Origin of the sequence: Streptomyces sp. NPDC046197, from assembly GCF_040646295.1 — a bacterium.
In the GTDB taxonomy this organism is placed as follows: Bacteria; Actinomycetota; Actinomycetes; order Streptomycetales; family Streptomycetaceae; genus Streptomyces.
Genome location: NZ_JBEYZY010000003.1, coordinates 1 through 14,939 on the forward strand (window position 1 = coordinate 1; position 14,939 = coordinate 14,939).

Sequence of the window (14,939 nt, forward strand, 5' to 3'; positions counted from 1 at the left end):
TGGCGTTGACTTTTGGCACGCTGTTGAGTTCTCAAGGAACGGACGCTTCCTTCGTACTCACCCTCTCGGGCTTTCCTCCGGGCGCTTCCCTTCGGCGTTTCCGACTCTATCAGATCTTTTCTCGATCCGATTCCCTGTCGGCGGGATTGCCTTGGGCTCTGGACTTTTGTCCGTCGGCCTTTCGACATTCACTACTTTAGCCGATTCCCCCGCCCGATTCCTAATCGGGTTCCGCGGACTCGAATTCGGGCATGCAAGCACATCCGAAACGACCCCGCTGAGGGGTTTCACGTTGGTAGTGGGTTGGCCGCTCCGGCTGCTGGCGATCGCCGTACCCGGTTCAGCGGCTCGGGCTACGTTACGCATCTTCCAGGCACGCGTCAACTTCGGCGGCGCCTCGGGATGTGGGCCCGGTAGGGGCTCACGGTCGGGTCGTTGGCCACCCAGAAGCGCCATGGATGGACGTCGCCGTTCCCGCCGTCTCCGGCGACGCCGGTGCGGGGACCGTTGCGTACCTGGTCGGAGGGCACGGGGGTGCCCGTCGCGATCCGCAGGGGCGTGTCGCCGGTGGCGCAGGCGTCGGTGCCGTCCAGGGCCCGGTTCACGTCCAGGGCCGTGGCCAGGCGGGCCGGGCCTTTGGCGAGTTCCTTGTCGTTGCGGGCCGAGACTCGACGGGTGCGGGCCAGTTCGGCGCCCTCGACGATCTCGCCGGCGCGGAGCAGGACCGCGCTCGCCCGGCCCTCCGGACCGCACACCAGGTTCATGCAGTGCCACATGCCGTAGGTGAAGTAGACGTACACGTGGCCGGGCGGACCGAACATCACGTCGTTGCGGGGGGTGCGGCCGCGGTAGGCGTGGGAGCCCGGGTCGTTCGGGCCGTCGTAGGCCTCGACCTCGGTGAGGCGGAGCGCGATCGGGCCGTCGGGGGTCGTGCGTACGAGGATGCGGCCCAGCAGGTCGGGGGCGACCTCCAGGACAGGGCGGTCGAAGAACTCTCTGGGCAGGGGCGTACGGTCCGAGGGCGCGATCATGCCGTCCGAGCCTAGTCCAGACGGGTGGGCGCCAAGGGCTGGTCAAGATTTCCTCCGCTTGCCAGGGTGTGGGCGCGGAACCGGCCGCGGTCGGATCGCGTATGTACGGATCAGGGATCCACGCTTAAAGGGAGAGTCATGGCGTTCAAGAAGCTGCTCGCGAGCCTCGGGGCCGGTGGGGCGTCGGTCGAGACGGTGCTGAACGAGGTCAACGTCGTTCCCGGCGGTGTCGTCCAGGGCGAGGTGCGGATCCATGGAGGGTCCGTCAACCAGCAGATCGAGGGGCTGTCGGTCGGGCTTCAGGCCAGGGTCGAGGTCGAGAGCGGCGACCAGGAGTACAAGCAGGACATCGAGTTCACGAAGGTGCGGCTCGGCGGGGCCTTCGAGCTGCGGGCGGGCGCCGTGCACGCGGTGCCGTTCGGACTCGACATTCCCTGGGAGACTCCGGTCACGATGATCGACGGGCAGGCGCTGCGGGGCATGCACATCGGCGTGACCACGGAGCTGGAGATCGCGCGCGCCGTGGACTCCGGTGACCTGGACCCGATCAACGTGCACCCGCTGCCGGCGCAGAAGGCGATCCTGGACGCGTTCATCCAGCTGGGCTTCCGCTTCAAGAACGCCGACATGGAGCGCGGCCACATCCGCGGTACGCGGCAGCGGCTGCCCTTCTACCAGGAGATCGAGTTCCACCCGCCGTCGCAGTACCGGGGTCTGAACCAGGTCGAGTTGAGCTTCGTGGCCGACGAGCACGCGATGGACGTCGTGCTGGAGATGGACAAGAAGCCCGGACTGTTCAGCGAGGGCAGTGACACGTACCGGACGTTCCAGGTGGGTCTGCACGACTACCACGGGACCGACTGGGCGGCGTACCTCCACCAGTGGATCGCCGAGGTCGGCAGCAGGCGCAACTGGTTCTAGGCTCGGGAACTGATGATTCCGTTGATCAGGAATCGCCCAGGAACCGATCAGGAGGTACCGAGGTGACCGAGCTCAAGAGGCGGCCGCTCCCCCACGACTTCCATCCGCCCGTGCCGTCTTTCACGGTCACGAGCGACGACGTCCAGGAGGGCGCGACGCTTCAGGACGCCCAGGTCCACTCGGGCGGGAATCTCTCGCCGCACCTGCGGTGGGAGGGCTTCCCGCCGGAGACCAGGAGCTTCGCCGTGACGTGCTACGACCCGGACGCCCCGACGGGCAGCGGGTTCTGGCACTGGGTGGTGTTCGACATCCCGGTCTCGGTGACGGAGCTGCCGGCGGGTGCGGGCAGTGGCAGGTTCGAGGGCCTGCCCAAGGGTGCCGTGCACGCGCGGAACGACTACGGGACGAAGGACTTCGGCGGTGCCGCACCGCCGCCCGGGGACGGACCGCACCGGTATGTCTTCACGGTGTATGCCGTGGACCAGGAGAAGCTGGGTCCAGACGCGGACGCCTCTCCCGCGGTGGTGGGCTTCAACCTGCGGTTCCACGCCCTGGCGCGGGCGCAGCTGATCGGCGAGTACGAGAACCCGGGCAAGGGCTGACGCAGCGCACGGAGTCTGCCAAGGGTTCACTGAACGTTTGCCCGCCCCTGGTCTTGCATGTGATCAGGGGCGGGCATTTTTGTTGCCGGGGGACGCGAGGGATCGCCCCCTCGTGGAGCAGCAGATATTGCGTTGTCCATCTCGGCGTGCACGGCCAGAGTTGATCCCAGCCCGCCATGGGGTGGGCCGGTGCACACGGGAGGTGGGCTGGAATGCGGGACACACTGGTCCTGAACGCGAGCTTCGAGCCGCTGTCGACGGTGACGCTGAACCGAGCCGTCGTTCTGGTGCTTCAGGACAAGGCCGTCGTCGAACAGGCCCATCCCGAACTGCGCATGCGGGGAGCCGAGGTCGACATACCGGCGCCCCGGGTGATCCGGCTGTGCCGGTACGTACGGGTGCCCTTCCGAAGACAAGCACCGTGGTCGAGGCGGGGTGTGCTGGTACGGGACCGGCATCGGTGCGCGTACTGCGGCAGGCGGGCGACGACCGTGGACCACGTGCTGCCGCGGTCGCACGGCGGGCAGGACACCTGGCTGAACACGGTCGCGGCCTGCGCGGAGGACAACCACCGCAAGGCGGACCGGACTCCGCAGGAGGCGGGAATGGCGCTGCTGCGGCAGCCGTTCGAGCCGACGCCTGCGGATGCGATGCTGCTGGCGCTGGGGCAGGAGGACTTCGAGGCTCTGCCGGAGTGGCTGTCCCAGCCGGCTGCATAGTCCGTACGACTGGTCCGTACGGCAAGCGGGGCCCGTCTTCGGGGTGAAGGCGGGCCCCGCTTGCCGTGTCCGTTCAGTCGATCGACGGCCGCTCGCGGCGTTCCGTGCCCGGGCCGTTGTTCTGGGGCGGGACGGTGCCCCCGCCGCCACCCGAACCTCCGCCCAGCGGACCGAAGTTGCCCATGGCGCCGGACAGGCCCTTCAGGGCGTCGCCGATTTCGCTGGGGACGATCCAGAGCTTGTTGGCATCGCCTTCGGCGATCTTCGGCAGCATCTGGAGGTACTGGTAGGAGAGGAGCTTCTGGTCCGGGTCGCCGGCGTGGATCGCCTCGAAGACCGTGCGGACGGCCTGGGCCTCGCCCTCGGCGCGCAGGGCCGCGGCCTTGGCCTCACCTTCGGCGCGCAGGATCTGGGACTGCTTCTCGCCTTCGGCGGTGAGGATGGCGGCCTGGCGCGTACCTTCGGCGGTGAGGATCGCGGCGCGCTTGTCCCGGTCGGCACGCATCTGCTTCTCCATCGAGTCCTGGATGGAGGTCGGCGGTTCGATGGCCTTCAGCTCGACGCGGTTGACGCGGATGCCCCACTTGCCGGTGGCCTCGTCCAGGACGCCGCGCAGGGCTGCGTTGATCTCCTCGCGGGAGGTCAGGGTGCGTTCCAGGTCCATGCCGCCGATGATGTTGCGCAGCGTGGTGACGGTGAGCTGCTCGATCGCCTGGATGTAGCTGGCGACTTCGTAGGTGGCGGCCCGGGCGTCGGTCACCTGGTAGTAGATGACGGTGTCGATGTTGACGACCAGGTTGTCCTGGGTGATCACCGGCTGGGGCGGGAACGGCACGACCTGTTCGCGCAGGTCGATGCGGTTGCGGATGGTGTCGATGAACGGAACGACGATGTTGAGGCCCGCGTTGAGCGTCCGCGTGTAGCGGCCGAAGCGCTCCACGATGGCGGCGCTGGCCTGCGGGATGACTTGGATGGTCTTGATCAGGGCGATGAAGACCAACACCACCAGAATGATCAAGACGATGATGACCGGTTCCATCGTCGCTCCCCGTACCCTTCTCCGCCTCGGCGCTTTCGGAAGATCCTATGGCTGTTGAAGATCTTGCTGGTCGAGTCTGACAGACCGTCGCGTGCCTCGTGGGGTCTTCGCCGCAGTTGCGTCGCGCCCACGTCGTGCCCGGGTCGTCCCGTCGTTGTGCGGGGTCACATGACGATCGCCGTGGCCCCCTCGATGTCCACGACGTCCACTTGTTCGCCGGCTTCGTAGGCGCGGTCGGTGTCGAGCGAGCGCGCCGACCAGACCTCTCCGGCGAGCTTGATACGGCCGCCGGAGCCGTCGACGCGTTCCAGTACGAGGGCCTGCTTGCCCTTCAATGCGTCCACGCCCGTGGCCAGTTGGGGGCGCTGCCTGCCGTGCCGGGCCGCGATGGGCCGCACCACGGCGATGAGGGCGACCGAGACCATGACGAAGGCCAGGACCTGGACCACGGGGCCGAAGCCGAGTCCGGCGAAGACCGCGGCCGCGACGGCGCCGACCGCGAACATGCCGAACTCCGGCATCGCGGTCACCACGAGCGGGATTCCGAGCGCTGCCGCGCCGACGAGCCACCACACCCACGCCTCGATGTCGTTCACGGGGTCATGGTAGGACCGGGGATCGTGGCGCGGACAGGGCGCGAGCGGAGCGGGTCAGGACAGCGGGAGGCCCTGCGCGGTCCAGCGGTCGCCGACCTGTTCGACGACGAGCGGGAGGCCGAAGCAGCGGGAGAGGTTGCGGGAGGTCAGTTCGAGCTCCAGCGGACCGGCGGCGAGGACCTTGCCCTGGCGGATCATCAGAACGTGGGTGAAGCCGGGGGCGATCTCCTCGACATGGTGCGTGACCATGATCATCGAGGGGGCGATGGGGTCGCGGGCGAGCCGGCCGAGGCGCCGGACGAGGTCCTCGCGGCCGCCGAGGTCGAGGCCTGCGGCGGGCTCGTCGAGCAGGAGCAGCTCGGGGTCGGTCATCAGGGCGCGGGCGATGAGGGTGCGCTTGCGCTCGCCCTCGGAGAGCGTGCCGAACCTGCGCTCCAGGTAGTCGCTCATGCCGAGGCGGTCGAGGAAGGCGCGGGCGCGCTGCTCGTCGACGTCCTCGTAGTCCTCGTGCCAGCCGGCGGTCATGCCGTACGCGGCGGTGAGAACGGTCTGCAGGACGGTCTGGCGCTTGGGGAGCTTCTCGGCCAGGGCGATTCCGGCCACGCCGATCCGGGGGCGCAGCTCGAAGACGTCGGTGCCGGGCTTGCCGAGGGTCTCGCCGAGGATGGTGGCGGTGCCCTTGCTGGGGAAGAGGTAGCTGGAGGCGACGTTCAGGAGGGTGGTCTTGCCGGCGCCGTTCGGGCCGAGGATGACCCAGCGCTCGCCCTCCTTGACCGACCAGGAGACCTGGTCCACCAGAGCCCGGCCCTCGCGGACCACGGATACGTCCTGAAGCTCCAGAACATCGCTCATGAGCGCGTTGTCTCCCCTTGCAGTGTGCCGCCGGTCTCGGCCGTCGCGTACGCCTGTGGCTCGGTCCGCCGCGCCGGTGGGCGCAGCCCCCATGAAATCTACGCCACCGTTCGGGCGGGCAGTTCCATCGGTCCGGTCCTTAGGGTGGAGGCATGTACTCGGAACCGCGCTCTGGACGCCTTGCAGCCTGGGGAAATGCCCTGTTCGCCGGACTTGTCTCACCGGACGACGCCGTGCTGGCGGTGGTCGGGGAGGACGCGGTACATCGGGTCGAGGGACTGCCCGGCGAGCCCGCGCCCGTGGGGCTCACGCTCGCGCTGGGGCGGCTGCGGAGGCTCGGGGTGACCGGGATGCGGGTGGCGCTGCCCGCGCCGGGGCATCCGCTGGGGCTGAGCGGGCCGCCCGAGTTCAATGCGCGGGCCCTGGACGCCGAGGAGGCCGTGATCTGTCACGGCGCCGCTTTCGGCCTGGTGCCCGAGGTGTACGAGGCCGGGCCGGCGGGTGATGTGCACGCCGAGGTGGTCTGGCACGTGCTGCCGGTGCGGGAGGCGCCGCCCGCCGACGTGCCCTCGCTGGGTGAGGCGGAACGGGAGCTGGCCGAGGCGCTGCGGGATGCGACGGAGGTCCTGTCGCGGCTGGATGTCGCCGGGTCGGGACCCGTGGCGGATGCGGCGATCGATGCGTACCGGGCGCGGGCCGATCGGGGGCGGGAGGTGCTGGCGCCGGGGTATCCGTCGCGGGCGGTGCGGGTGCTGGAGATGGCGCGGCGGGTGGGGGTGCTGATCTCGCTGGCCCATGAGAACGGGCACGGCGGTGCGGTCAGCGCGTCCGAGATGGGAGCGCGGGCGGCTGCGCTGCGGCCGGTGGAGCGGACGGCGAGGCGAGCTCAGGTCGCGGCGTACAACTCCGTGGTGGAGGAACGGGAAAGAGGGGTGCGCTGAGCCTCGGCCGAGCCCCTGCCCGTGCCGCCGCAGTGGCACGACCGCCGACGGGCGGACATGATGACCGGTGATGACCGGCCTCCCGGGGTGGTACGCACCCGGGAGGCCGGCACTCGCGACGGCAGCCGCTCGTGGGTCTCAGTGGTTGAGGCCGAGGTTGCCGAAGGCAGGGTTCAGGACGCCGATGACGTCGACGCTGTTGCCGACGGCGTTGACCGGGACGTCCACGGGGGCCTGGATGACGTTGCCCGAGACGACGCCCGGGGAGCCCTTGGCCGCGCCCGCGGCGCAGGCGCCGTCGGTGGCGGAGGCCATTCCGGCAGCGGCGGCGACCAGTCCGCCGGCCACCATCGTCACGGCCGCTGCCTTCTTCAGGTTCTTCACTTCTCAGCCCTTCGTTGCGACTGCCGCGGCAGTCGCCGCAGCACGCACTGGAGAACGGCGGGGATCCGCGGAGGTTGCGCCATCCGGGTGGCATTACCACGACGGTATGAATCTCAGTCCGGAACGGGACCCTCCGCATTGCCGTGGTGAGGGCCCTTCAGTTGGTGAGGCCGTGGCGTACGGCCCACAGCGCGGCCTGGGTGCGGTCGGCCAGGTCGAGTTTCATCAGGATGTTCGACACGTGGGTCTTGACCGTCTTCTCCGAGAGCACCAGGGCGCGGGCTATCTCGCGGTTCGAGCGGCCGTCCGCTATCAGGCCCAGTACCTCGCGCTCCCGCTCGGTCAGTGCACCCGCCCGGCTCTGACCGGTGTTGTTCTCCTCCTGGGACAACAGGGCGTCGGCGACCTCGGGTTGCAGCAGGATGTGTCCGGCGTGCACCGAGCGGATGGCTCCGGCGAGCGCGTCCGGGTCCACGTCCTTGTACACGTACCCCGCGGCGCCGGCGCGCAGCGCCGGGACCACGGTGCGCTGCTCGGTGAAGCTGGTGACGATCAGCACGCGCGCGGGGTTGTCGAGTTCGCGCAGCCGACGCAGGGCCTGGACGCCGTCCATGACCGGCATCTTGACGTCCATGAGGACGACGTCGGGTCTCAGTTCCTCGGCCCGGGCGACTCCCTCGGCGCCGTCCGCGGCCTCGCCCACGACCTCGATGTCGTCCTGTACCTCAAGGAAGGTGCGCAGACCTCGGCGGACCACCTGGTGGTCGTCGACGAGCAGCACCTTGATTGCGTCAGCCACCGGGGACCTCCATCTCGATCACCGTGCCCTTGCCGGGCGCCGACTCCACCGTCAGGCTGCCGCCGACGCCGCTCGCCCGGTCCCGCATGGAGACCAGCCCCAGGTGGCGTCCCGCCCGGCGCACCGTATGCGGGTCGAAACCGCCGCCGTCGTCGGTGACCCGCAGGACGGCGCCACAGCCGCGGCGACCCAGGGTGACGTCGACGCGCCCCGCGCCCGAGTGGCGCAGCGCGTTGTGGAGCGCCTCCTGGGCGACGCGGAGCATCGCCTCCTCCTGGGCGGCCGGAAGCGCGCGGAAGCCGCGGGCGGCGAAGGTCACGCGGGCGGTGTGGGCGCGGTCGAGGACCTGGATCTGGGTGCGCAGGGTGGCGATCAGGCCGTCCTCGTCGAGGGCCGCGGGTCGCAGCTCGACGACGGCGGCGCGCAGTTCGTCGGCGGCCTCGGCGGCGAGCGTGGCCACCTGCTGCAGCTCGCCCTTGGCGCGCACCGGGTCGCGGTCGACGAGTGCGGTGGCGGCCTGGGCGGTCAGGCGCAGGGAGAACAGCTTCTGGCTGACCGCGTCGTGCAGTTCGTGGGCGAGGCGGGAGCGCTCCTCGGCGATGGTCAGCTCGCGGCTGCGCTCGTAGAGGCGGGCGTTGGTCAGGGCTATGGCGGCATGCTGGGCGAGGATCGACAGGAGTTCCTCGTCCTCCTGTGTGAAGCCGCAACTCCCCGCCGCCTTCTCGCAGTTCTTGTTGGCGAGGAAGAGGGCTCCGATGACCTCGTCGCCGTCGCGGATCGGCAGGCCCAGGAAGTCGGACATCTCGGGGTGGGCGGACGGCCAGCCCTCGAAGCGGGGGTCCTTGCGCACGTCGGCGAGCCGTTCGGCCCTGGCCTCGCGCAGCATCGCGGCGAGGATGCCGTGCTGGCGCGGGAGCGGGCCGATGGCGCGCCACTGCTCGTCGCTGACGCCGTCGACCACGAACTGGGCGAAGCCGCCGTGGTCGTCGGGTACACCGAGGGCGGCGTACTGCGCGTCGAGCAGCTCGCGGGCCGAGGCGACGATCGTCTTCAGGACGTCGCGCACCTCCAGATGCCTGCTCATGGCCAGCAGCGCGGAGCTCACCGCGGCGAGGCCGGACCGGGGGGCTTGACTCATGTCCTCACGGTACCGGCGGGGTGTGACACCGGGGATCGGACCCGTGACGGCCCGACCTGCGGCGCTGGTCCTAGGACCTGCGGCCCAGGACGGGCCGGCGGCCGAGGCCGCGGGGACGGGGCCCGACGCCTTAAGGCGAAGGGCCCCGCCGTCATACGGCCCGCGGCCGAGGCGGCGCGGGGGCGGGGTTCCTACGGTGACGGCACGCCGATCAGGAGGCGCGGACGACGAAGGGGACGGGTGTCATGGGGACGGGTGTCATGCCGGTAGCGATCATCACGGGGGCCTCCAAGGGGCTGGGGCGGGCGCTGGCCGAGGCCCTGGCGGCGCGCGGATGGAATCTGGTGCTGGATGCCAGGGGTGCAGGGGCCCTGACGGAGGCGGCCGCGGCCGTGGCCGCGCACGGAACGCGGGTGGAGGCGCTGCCCGGGGACGTCACGGACGCCGGGCACCGGGCGGGGCTGGTGGCGGCGGCACGCGAGCTGGGCGGTGTCGATCTGCTGGTGCACAACGCCAGCGCACTGGGAGCCGAGCCGCTGGTACCGCTGGCGAAGCTGCCGCTGGACGGGCTGCGCAGGGCACTGGAGGTGAACACGGTGGCCGCGCTGGGCGTGGTCCAGGAGGCGCTGCCGCTACTGCGGGAGTCGACGGCCGGTGCCGTGATCACCGTCAGTTCGGACGCGGCTGCCGAGGCGTATGAGACATGGGGCGGATACGGGGCCTCGAAGGCGGCGCTGGACCACCTGGCGGCGGTGCTCGCCGTGGAGGAGCCGTGGCTGCGGGTGTGGGCGGTGGACCCGGGGGACATGGCCACGGACCTGTACGCGGCGGCCGTACCGGACGATGCCGGTCCGCGGCCGGAGCCGGCCAGTGTGGTGCCGGCCTTCCTGCGGCTGCTCGACGAGCGTCCGGCCAGTGGCCGGTACGCGGCGCCGTCCCTGGCGGATGCCCGATGACGCTCGCGCTGCGGATACCCGGGGAGCTGTCGGCGCGAGTGCCGGCCGAGCAGCGCGGCCCCGGTCTGGACCGGGATGCCGTACGGCTGCTGGTGTCGCGCGGGACCGAGGTGTCGCACCACGTCTTCGCGGATCTGCCCGGGCTGCTGCGGCCCGGGGACCTGCTCGTGGTGAACACCTCTCCCACGCTCGCGGCCGCGGTGGACGGCCGGATCGGACACGCGCGCGTGGTGGTGCACTTCTCCACGCGAGGGGACGACGGGCGGTGGGCGGTCGAACTGCGGGATCCGGACGGGAGGGGCACCACGCGCGCGCGTGCGGGCAGGCCCGCGGGAACAGAGGTGCGGCTTCCCGGAGGCGGGGGTCTGGTGCTGGAGGAGCCGCTGAGCGCGCGGGGCGAGCGGCTGTGGTGGGCACGGGTGGCCGGGACGGAGGTGCTCGGGCTGCTGCGGGAGCACGGCCGGCCCATTCGCTACTCCTATACGGAGCGGGACCAGCCGCTGTCGGTGTACCAGACGGTGTTCGCGGTTCCGCAGGGTGACGGGGCGGGCAGCGCGGAGATGCCGAGCGCGGCGCGGCCCTTCACGGCACGGCTGGTGGCGGAGCTGGTGAGCCGGGGCGTGCAGTTCGCACCGATCACGCTGCACACGGGGGTCGCCTCGGCCGAGGCGCACGAGCCGCCGTATCCGGAGCGGTTCGCGGTGCCTCGGTCGTCGGCGCGGCTGATCAACGCGGTCAGGGCGGGTAAGGGCCGGGTGATCGCGGTGGGGACGACGGCCGTGCGGGCGGTTGAGTCCGCGGTCGCTCCCGACGGGGTGGTCCGGGCAGCCGCGGGGTGGACCGATCTGGTGGTCACGCCCGAGCGCGGGGTGCGGGCCGTGGACGGGCTGCTGACGGGGCTGCACGAGCCGGAGGCCTCCCATCTGCTGATGCTGGAGGCGGTGGCCGGACGGGAGGCGATCGGCCGCGGTTATGAGGAGGCGCTGCGCGGGCGCTACCTCTGGCACGAGTTCGGCGACGTGCATCTCGTCCTGCCCACGGATATCGCTCACACAGAGCGTTGCAACGGCAACGATCGGTGAGTAAACCTCTCCCGCGATGTGAGGCCGCACATAGGGCGCACATCACGTACGAAGGTACATAGGAGATGCCCGATCCCCCCACGAACGGGACAGACGCCCCCGTCTGTCCCGTTTTGTCAGTTCCCGTTCCACTATCGGGGATAGTACGTCACACCTTTGCCAGCGGATTTTGCGGCCGCTAACAATTACTGCCGTCGCTCGGCGCCGCGGGTTTCCGCTCGCGGCGTTCGTGCGGGAAGGAGCCCCTCCCCCGCAGTCCGGAGAGCGACCTCCGCGCTATCGAAGAGGTCCATTTCGCCATGCCCGCAAACATCCGCATCCGTCGCCATAGTCGCTCCCTGAACAAGACCCACAAGCTCGCCGTCACCGGTGCGACCATGCTCGGCGTCGCCGCCCTCGCCTTCTCCGCCGCTCCCAGCCACGCCGAGACTCAGGCGCCCGCCGCGGCCGTCTCCGCCGCTCCCGTGCAGGTCGCCTCCACGCCGGTCAAGGACATCAAGGCCAGCGTCACCAGCCAGCTCGCCGCCACCAGCGTCAAGATCGAGGCCATCGAGGCCAAGCAGAAGGCCGCCGCCGAGGTCGCCCTGAAGCAGAAGGCCGCCGCCGCGGCCGCGGCCCAGCAGAAGGCCGAGCAGGCGCGCCGGGCCCAGGATGCCGCCAGCCGGTCCATCCAGCGCCTGGACATCCAGCCGGTCGCCGCCAAGACCAGCTACGGCAACAACCTGGACGGCTGGATCCGGCAGGCGCTGGCGATCATGAAGCAGCACAACATCCCCGGCTCCTACAACGGCCTGCACCGCAACATCATGCGGGAGTCCTCGGGCAACCCGATGGCCATCAACAACTGGGACGTCAACGCCGTCAACGGCATCCCGTCCAAGGGCCTGCTCCAGGTGATCCAGCCCACCTTCAACGCGTACCACGTCAAGGGCACGTCCTCGAGCATCTACGACCCGGTCGCCAACATCGTCGCCGCCGCCAACTACGCGGCCAACAAGTACGGTTCGATCGACAACGTCAACAGCGCGTACTGAGGTCGGCGCGGACCTCTGACAAGACGCGGAAGGGCGGCACCCCATCGGGGTGCCGCCCTTTGCCGTCGTGTGGGCCCGGTCACGGTTCGTGTGCGTGACCAGCCGCACAGGACGCGACTACTTGCGCATCACCTCGGGCTCGTGGCGGCGCAGGAAGCGCGCCACCAGGAAGCCGCAGACGACGCCCAGCGTGATCAGCGCGATCATGTCCAGGCTCCAGGCCGCGGCCGTGTGGTTCCACAGCGGGTCGGTGTTGGTCGGATCGTCGGTGTTCGGGGCGATGTTGTTGAAGTCCAGGGTGGCGCCCGCGGCGGCCACCGCCCAGCGCGACGGCATCAGGTACGAGAACTGGTTGACGCCGACGGTGCCGTTCAGGGTGAACAGACAGCCGGTGAAGACCACCTGGACGATCGCGAACATGACCAGCAGCGGCATGGTCTTCTCGGCGGTCTTCACCAGCGAGGAGATGACCAGTCCGAACATCATCGACGTGAAGCCGAGCGCCATGATCGGCAGGCACAGCTCGAACAGCGTCGCGTTGCCGAGGACCAGGCCCTGAGCGGGGATCTCGCGGCTGGAGAAGCCGATCACACCGACCATCAGGCCCTGCAGCACGGTGACGGCACCGAGCACGACCACCTTGGACATCAGGTACGCCGAGCGGGACAGGCCGGTCGCGCGCTCCCGCTCGTAGATGACCCGTTCCTTGATCAGCTCACGGACGGAGTTCGCGGCGCCCGCGAAGCAGGCGCCGACCGCGAGGATCAACAGCACCGTGGTCGCCGTGCCGTTCGGGATGTGGATGCCGGTCCTGGGGTTGACCGGGTTGACCAGCAGGCCCTTCTTGCTGTCGATGAGCAGGCTGACCGCGCCGAGCACCGCCGGCAGGATCACCGTCAGCGCCAGGAAGCCCTTGTCGGACGCGATGACCGCCACGTACCGCCGGATCAGGGTCAGCAGCTGCGAGCCCCAGCCCTGCGGCTTGGGCGGCTTCATCGCCTGCGGCGGAGGCATGTGTACGGACTGCGGCGCGACCGCGTCGATGTCGGCGGCGTACATCTGGTAGTGCTGCGAGCCCTTCCAGCGGCCCGCCCAGTCGTAGTCGCGGTAGTTCTCGAAAGCGGAGAAGACGTCGGCCCAGCTGTCGTAGCCGAAGAAGTTCAGCGCCTCCTCCGGCGGACCGAAGTAGGCGACGGAACCGCCGGGCGCCATCACCAGGAGCTTGTCGCACAGTGCCAGCTCGGCCACCGAGTGGGTGACGACGAGGACCGTACGGCCGTCGTCGGCGAGGCCGCGCAGCAACTGCATGACGTCGCGGTCCATGCCCGGGTCCAGACCGGAGGTCGGCTCGTCCAGGAAGATCAGCGACGGCTTGGTGAGCAGTTCCAGCGCCACCGACACTCGCTTGCGCTGGCCACCGGAGAGGGAGGTGACCTTCTTCTCCTTGTGGATGTCCAGCTTCAGCTCGCGCAGCACCTCGTCGATGCGGGCCTCGCGCTCGGCGGCCGTGGTGTCGGCCGGGAAACGCAGCTTGGCCGCGTACTTCAGGGCCTTCTTGACGGTCAGCTCCTTGTGCAGGATGTCGTCCTGCGGAACCAGACCGATGCGCTGGCGCAGCTCGGCGAACTGCTTGTAGAGGTTCCTGTTGTCGTAGAGAACCTCGCCCTGGTCGGCCGGGCGGTAACCCGTGAGCGCCTTGAGCAGCGTCGACTTGCCGGAGCCGGACGGGCCGATGACCGCGATGACAGACTTCTCCGGGACGCCGAACGAGACGTCCTTGAGGATCTGCTTGCCCCCGTCGACCGTCACGGTCAGGTGACGGGCGGAGAAGGAGACCTCACCGGTGTCGACGAACTCCTCGAGCCGGTCACCGACGATCCGGAAGGTCGAGTGGCCGACGCCCACGATGTCGGTCGGGCCGAGCACCGCCGAGCCGCCCTTGGCGATCGGCTGGCCGTTGACGTACGTGCCGTTGTGCGAGCCCAGGTCGCGGATCTCGAAGCGGCCGTCGGGAGTCGCGTGGAACTCCGCGTGGTTGCGGGAGACCTGGAGGTCGGAGACCACCAGGTCGTTCTCCAGGGCGCGGCCGATGCGCATCACGCGGCCGAGCGAGAACTGGTGGAACGTGGTCGGGCTGCGGTCGCCGTGGACCGGCGGCGCCCCCGCGCCACCACCGGGGCCCTGCTGCTGCGGAATCGACGGCGCCTGCTGCGACTGCGGCGGCTGCTGCCAGCCGGCCTGTGCGGGCTGCGGCTGCGGCGCCTGCTGCGCCCAGCCGGGGTTGGCACCCTGGGCGGCGTACGGCTGCTGCTCGGGCTGGGCCTGCGGCGCGGCCACCGCGGCCGCGGCACCCGAGAGGTTCAGACGCGGACCGTCGGTCGCGTTGCCGAGGTGCACCGCCGTACCGGGGCCGATGTCCAGTTGCTGGATCCGCTGCCCCCGCACGAACGTGCCGTTGGTGCTGCCGTGGTCCTCGATGACCCAACTGCGGCCGTTGAAGCTGACCGTGGCGTGGCGCCAGGACACCCTGGCGTCGTCGAAGACGATGTCTCCCTGCGGATCGCGTCCGAGGGTGTAATGCCTGGACGGGTCGAGCGTCCAGGTCCGTCCATTAGATTCCAGTACGAGTTCCGGCACTCCATGCCCCACTGAGTTGTCCCCCGAGTTACCCCCATCACGGGGAGTCTAGGGATGTCGAACATCGTGGGGAACTATTTCAGGCTCCGCCCTGTGACCGAAACCCGGGCCTTGTCATGAGTACGTAACGCGCGCTTCGACTGTTTCCGTTGACGGGGTTGAAACCGGGCCGGAGAGTGGTATTCCCCCGCGAGGGGGACATGCGCGG

15 protein-coding genes are annotated in these 14,939 nt (G+C 70.0%); 7 read left to right on the forward strand and 8 right to left on the reverse strand.

The genetic code is table 11. From position 1 onward, the window contains the following. Window positions 1–380: 380 nt before the first annotated feature. Window positions 381–1,031 carry a DNA-3-methyladenine glycosylase gene (locus AB0A61_RS05115; protein WP_361286281.1) on the reverse strand — a complete coding sequence of 217 codons (651 nt, stop codon included), beginning with the start codon at window positions 1,029–1,031 and terminating at the stop codon, window positions 381–383. A 138-nt stretch (window positions 1,032–1,169) separates the two neighbouring features. Here AB0A61_RS05115 and AB0A61_RS05120 point away from each other — a divergent pair, with 138 nt between their 5' ends. The 3 genes from AB0A61_RS05120 (at window position 1,170) to AB0A61_RS05130 (ending at window position 3,273) form a co-directional block, all read left to right on the forward strand. Next, complete coding sequence (locus AB0A61_RS05120) at window positions 1,170–1,952, forward strand: sporulation protein (RefSeq protein WP_361286284.1); 783 nt, start codon at window positions 1,170–1,172, stop codon at window positions 1,950–1,952. Between the two features lie 62 nt (window positions 1,953–2,014). After that, complete coding sequence (locus AB0A61_RS05125; protein ID WP_361286287.1) at window positions 2,015–2,554, forward strand: YbhB/YbcL family Raf kinase inhibitor-like protein; 540 nt, start codon at window positions 2,015–2,017, stop codon at window positions 2,552–2,554. Window positions 2,555–2,766: 212 nt separating this feature from the next. After that, window positions 2,767–3,273, forward strand: coding sequence for an HNH endonuclease (locus tag AB0A61_RS05130; protein ID WP_361286290.1), 507 nt, complete (start codon window positions 2,767–2,769; stop codon window positions 3,271–3,273). Window positions 3,274–3,346: 73 nt separating this feature from the next. Here the strand turns inward: AB0A61_RS05130 and AB0A61_RS05135 are convergent, their stop codons facing one another. The 3 genes from AB0A61_RS05135 to AB0A61_RS05145 all read right to left on the reverse strand — a co-directional run bounded on the left by AB0A61_RS05135 (window position 3,347) and on the right by AB0A61_RS05145 (window position 5,760). Next, entirely contained in the window at window positions 3,347–4,312 is a 966-nt protein-coding gene (locus AB0A61_RS05135; protein ID WP_361286293.1) for an SPFH domain-containing protein, read from the reverse strand. A 164-nt stretch (window positions 4,313–4,476) separates the two neighbouring features. Then, window positions 4,477–4,908 (reverse strand): NfeD family protein, encoded by a 432-nt coding sequence (locus AB0A61_RS05140; RefSeq protein WP_361286296.1) that lies wholly within the window; start codon window positions 4,906–4,908, stop codon window positions 4,477–4,479. 54 nt (window positions 4,909–4,962) lie between these two features. Then, window positions 4,963–5,760, reverse strand: a complete 798-nt coding sequence (locus tag AB0A61_RS05145; protein WP_361286299.1) for an ABC transporter ATP-binding protein — start codon at window positions 5,758–5,760, stop codon at window positions 4,963–4,965. A 152-nt stretch (window positions 5,761–5,912) separates the two neighbouring features. Between AB0A61_RS05145 and AB0A61_RS05150 the strand changes: the two genes are divergently transcribed. Continuing rightward, a complete protein-coding gene (locus AB0A61_RS05150; RefSeq protein ID WP_361286302.1) occupies window positions 5,913–6,701 on the forward strand; it encodes a hypothetical protein in 789 nt (262 codons plus the stop codon). Between the two features lie 138 nt (window positions 6,702–6,839). Here AB0A61_RS05150 and AB0A61_RS05155 read toward each other — a convergent pair whose 3' ends face one another. The 3 genes from AB0A61_RS05155 to AB0A61_RS05165 all read right to left on the reverse strand — a co-directional run bounded on the left by AB0A61_RS05155 (window position 6,840) and on the right by AB0A61_RS05165 (window position 9,022). Then, window positions 6,840–7,085 (reverse strand): chaplin, encoded by a 246-nt coding sequence (locus tag AB0A61_RS05155; protein ID WP_361286305.1) that lies wholly within the window; start codon window positions 7,083–7,085, stop codon window positions 6,840–6,842. A 157-nt stretch (window positions 7,086–7,242) separates the two neighbouring features. Further along, window positions 7,243–7,884, reverse strand: a complete 642-nt coding sequence (locus AB0A61_RS05160) for a response regulator transcription factor (RefSeq protein WP_361286308.1) — start codon at window positions 7,882–7,884, stop codon at window positions 7,243–7,245. Then, entirely contained in the window at window positions 7,877–9,022 is a 1,146-nt protein-coding gene (locus tag AB0A61_RS05165) for a GAF domain-containing sensor histidine kinase (RefSeq protein WP_361286311.1), read from the reverse strand. The genes AB0A61_RS05160 and AB0A61_RS05165 overlap by 8 nt, the downstream gene beginning before the upstream one ends. Window positions 9,023–9,282: 260 nt before the next feature. Between AB0A61_RS05165 and AB0A61_RS05170 the strand changes: the two genes are divergently transcribed. The 3 genes from AB0A61_RS05170 to AB0A61_RS05180 all read left to right on the forward strand — a co-directional run bounded on the left by AB0A61_RS05170 (window position 9,283) and on the right by AB0A61_RS05180 (window position 12,094). Beyond that, window positions 9,283–9,978: an SDR family NAD(P)-dependent oxidoreductase gene (locus AB0A61_RS05170; protein WP_361286314.1), complete on the forward strand. Its 696-nt coding sequence runs from the start codon at window positions 9,283–9,285 to the stop codon at window positions 9,976–9,978. After that, complete coding sequence (locus AB0A61_RS05175) at window positions 9,975–11,060, forward strand: S-adenosylmethionine:tRNA ribosyltransferase-isomerase (RefSeq protein WP_361286317.1); 1,086 nt, start codon at window positions 9,975–9,977, stop codon at window positions 11,058–11,060. The genes AB0A61_RS05170 and AB0A61_RS05175 overlap by 4 nt, the downstream gene beginning before the upstream one ends. Before the next feature lie 299 nt (window positions 11,061–11,359). Next, complete coding sequence (locus AB0A61_RS05180; protein WP_361286320.1) at window positions 11,360–12,094, forward strand: transglycosylase SLT domain-containing protein; 735 nt, start codon at window positions 11,360–11,362, stop codon at window positions 12,092–12,094. A 117-nt stretch (window positions 12,095–12,211) separates the two neighbouring features. Here the strand turns inward: AB0A61_RS05180 and AB0A61_RS05185 are convergent, their stop codons facing one another. Then, window positions 12,212–14,731 carry an FHA domain-containing protein gene (locus tag AB0A61_RS05185; RefSeq protein ID WP_361286323.1) on the reverse strand — a complete coding sequence of 840 codons (2,520 nt, stop codon included), beginning with the start codon at window positions 14,729–14,731 and terminating at the stop codon, window positions 12,212–12,214. Window positions 14,732–14,939 lie beyond the last annotated feature (208 nt).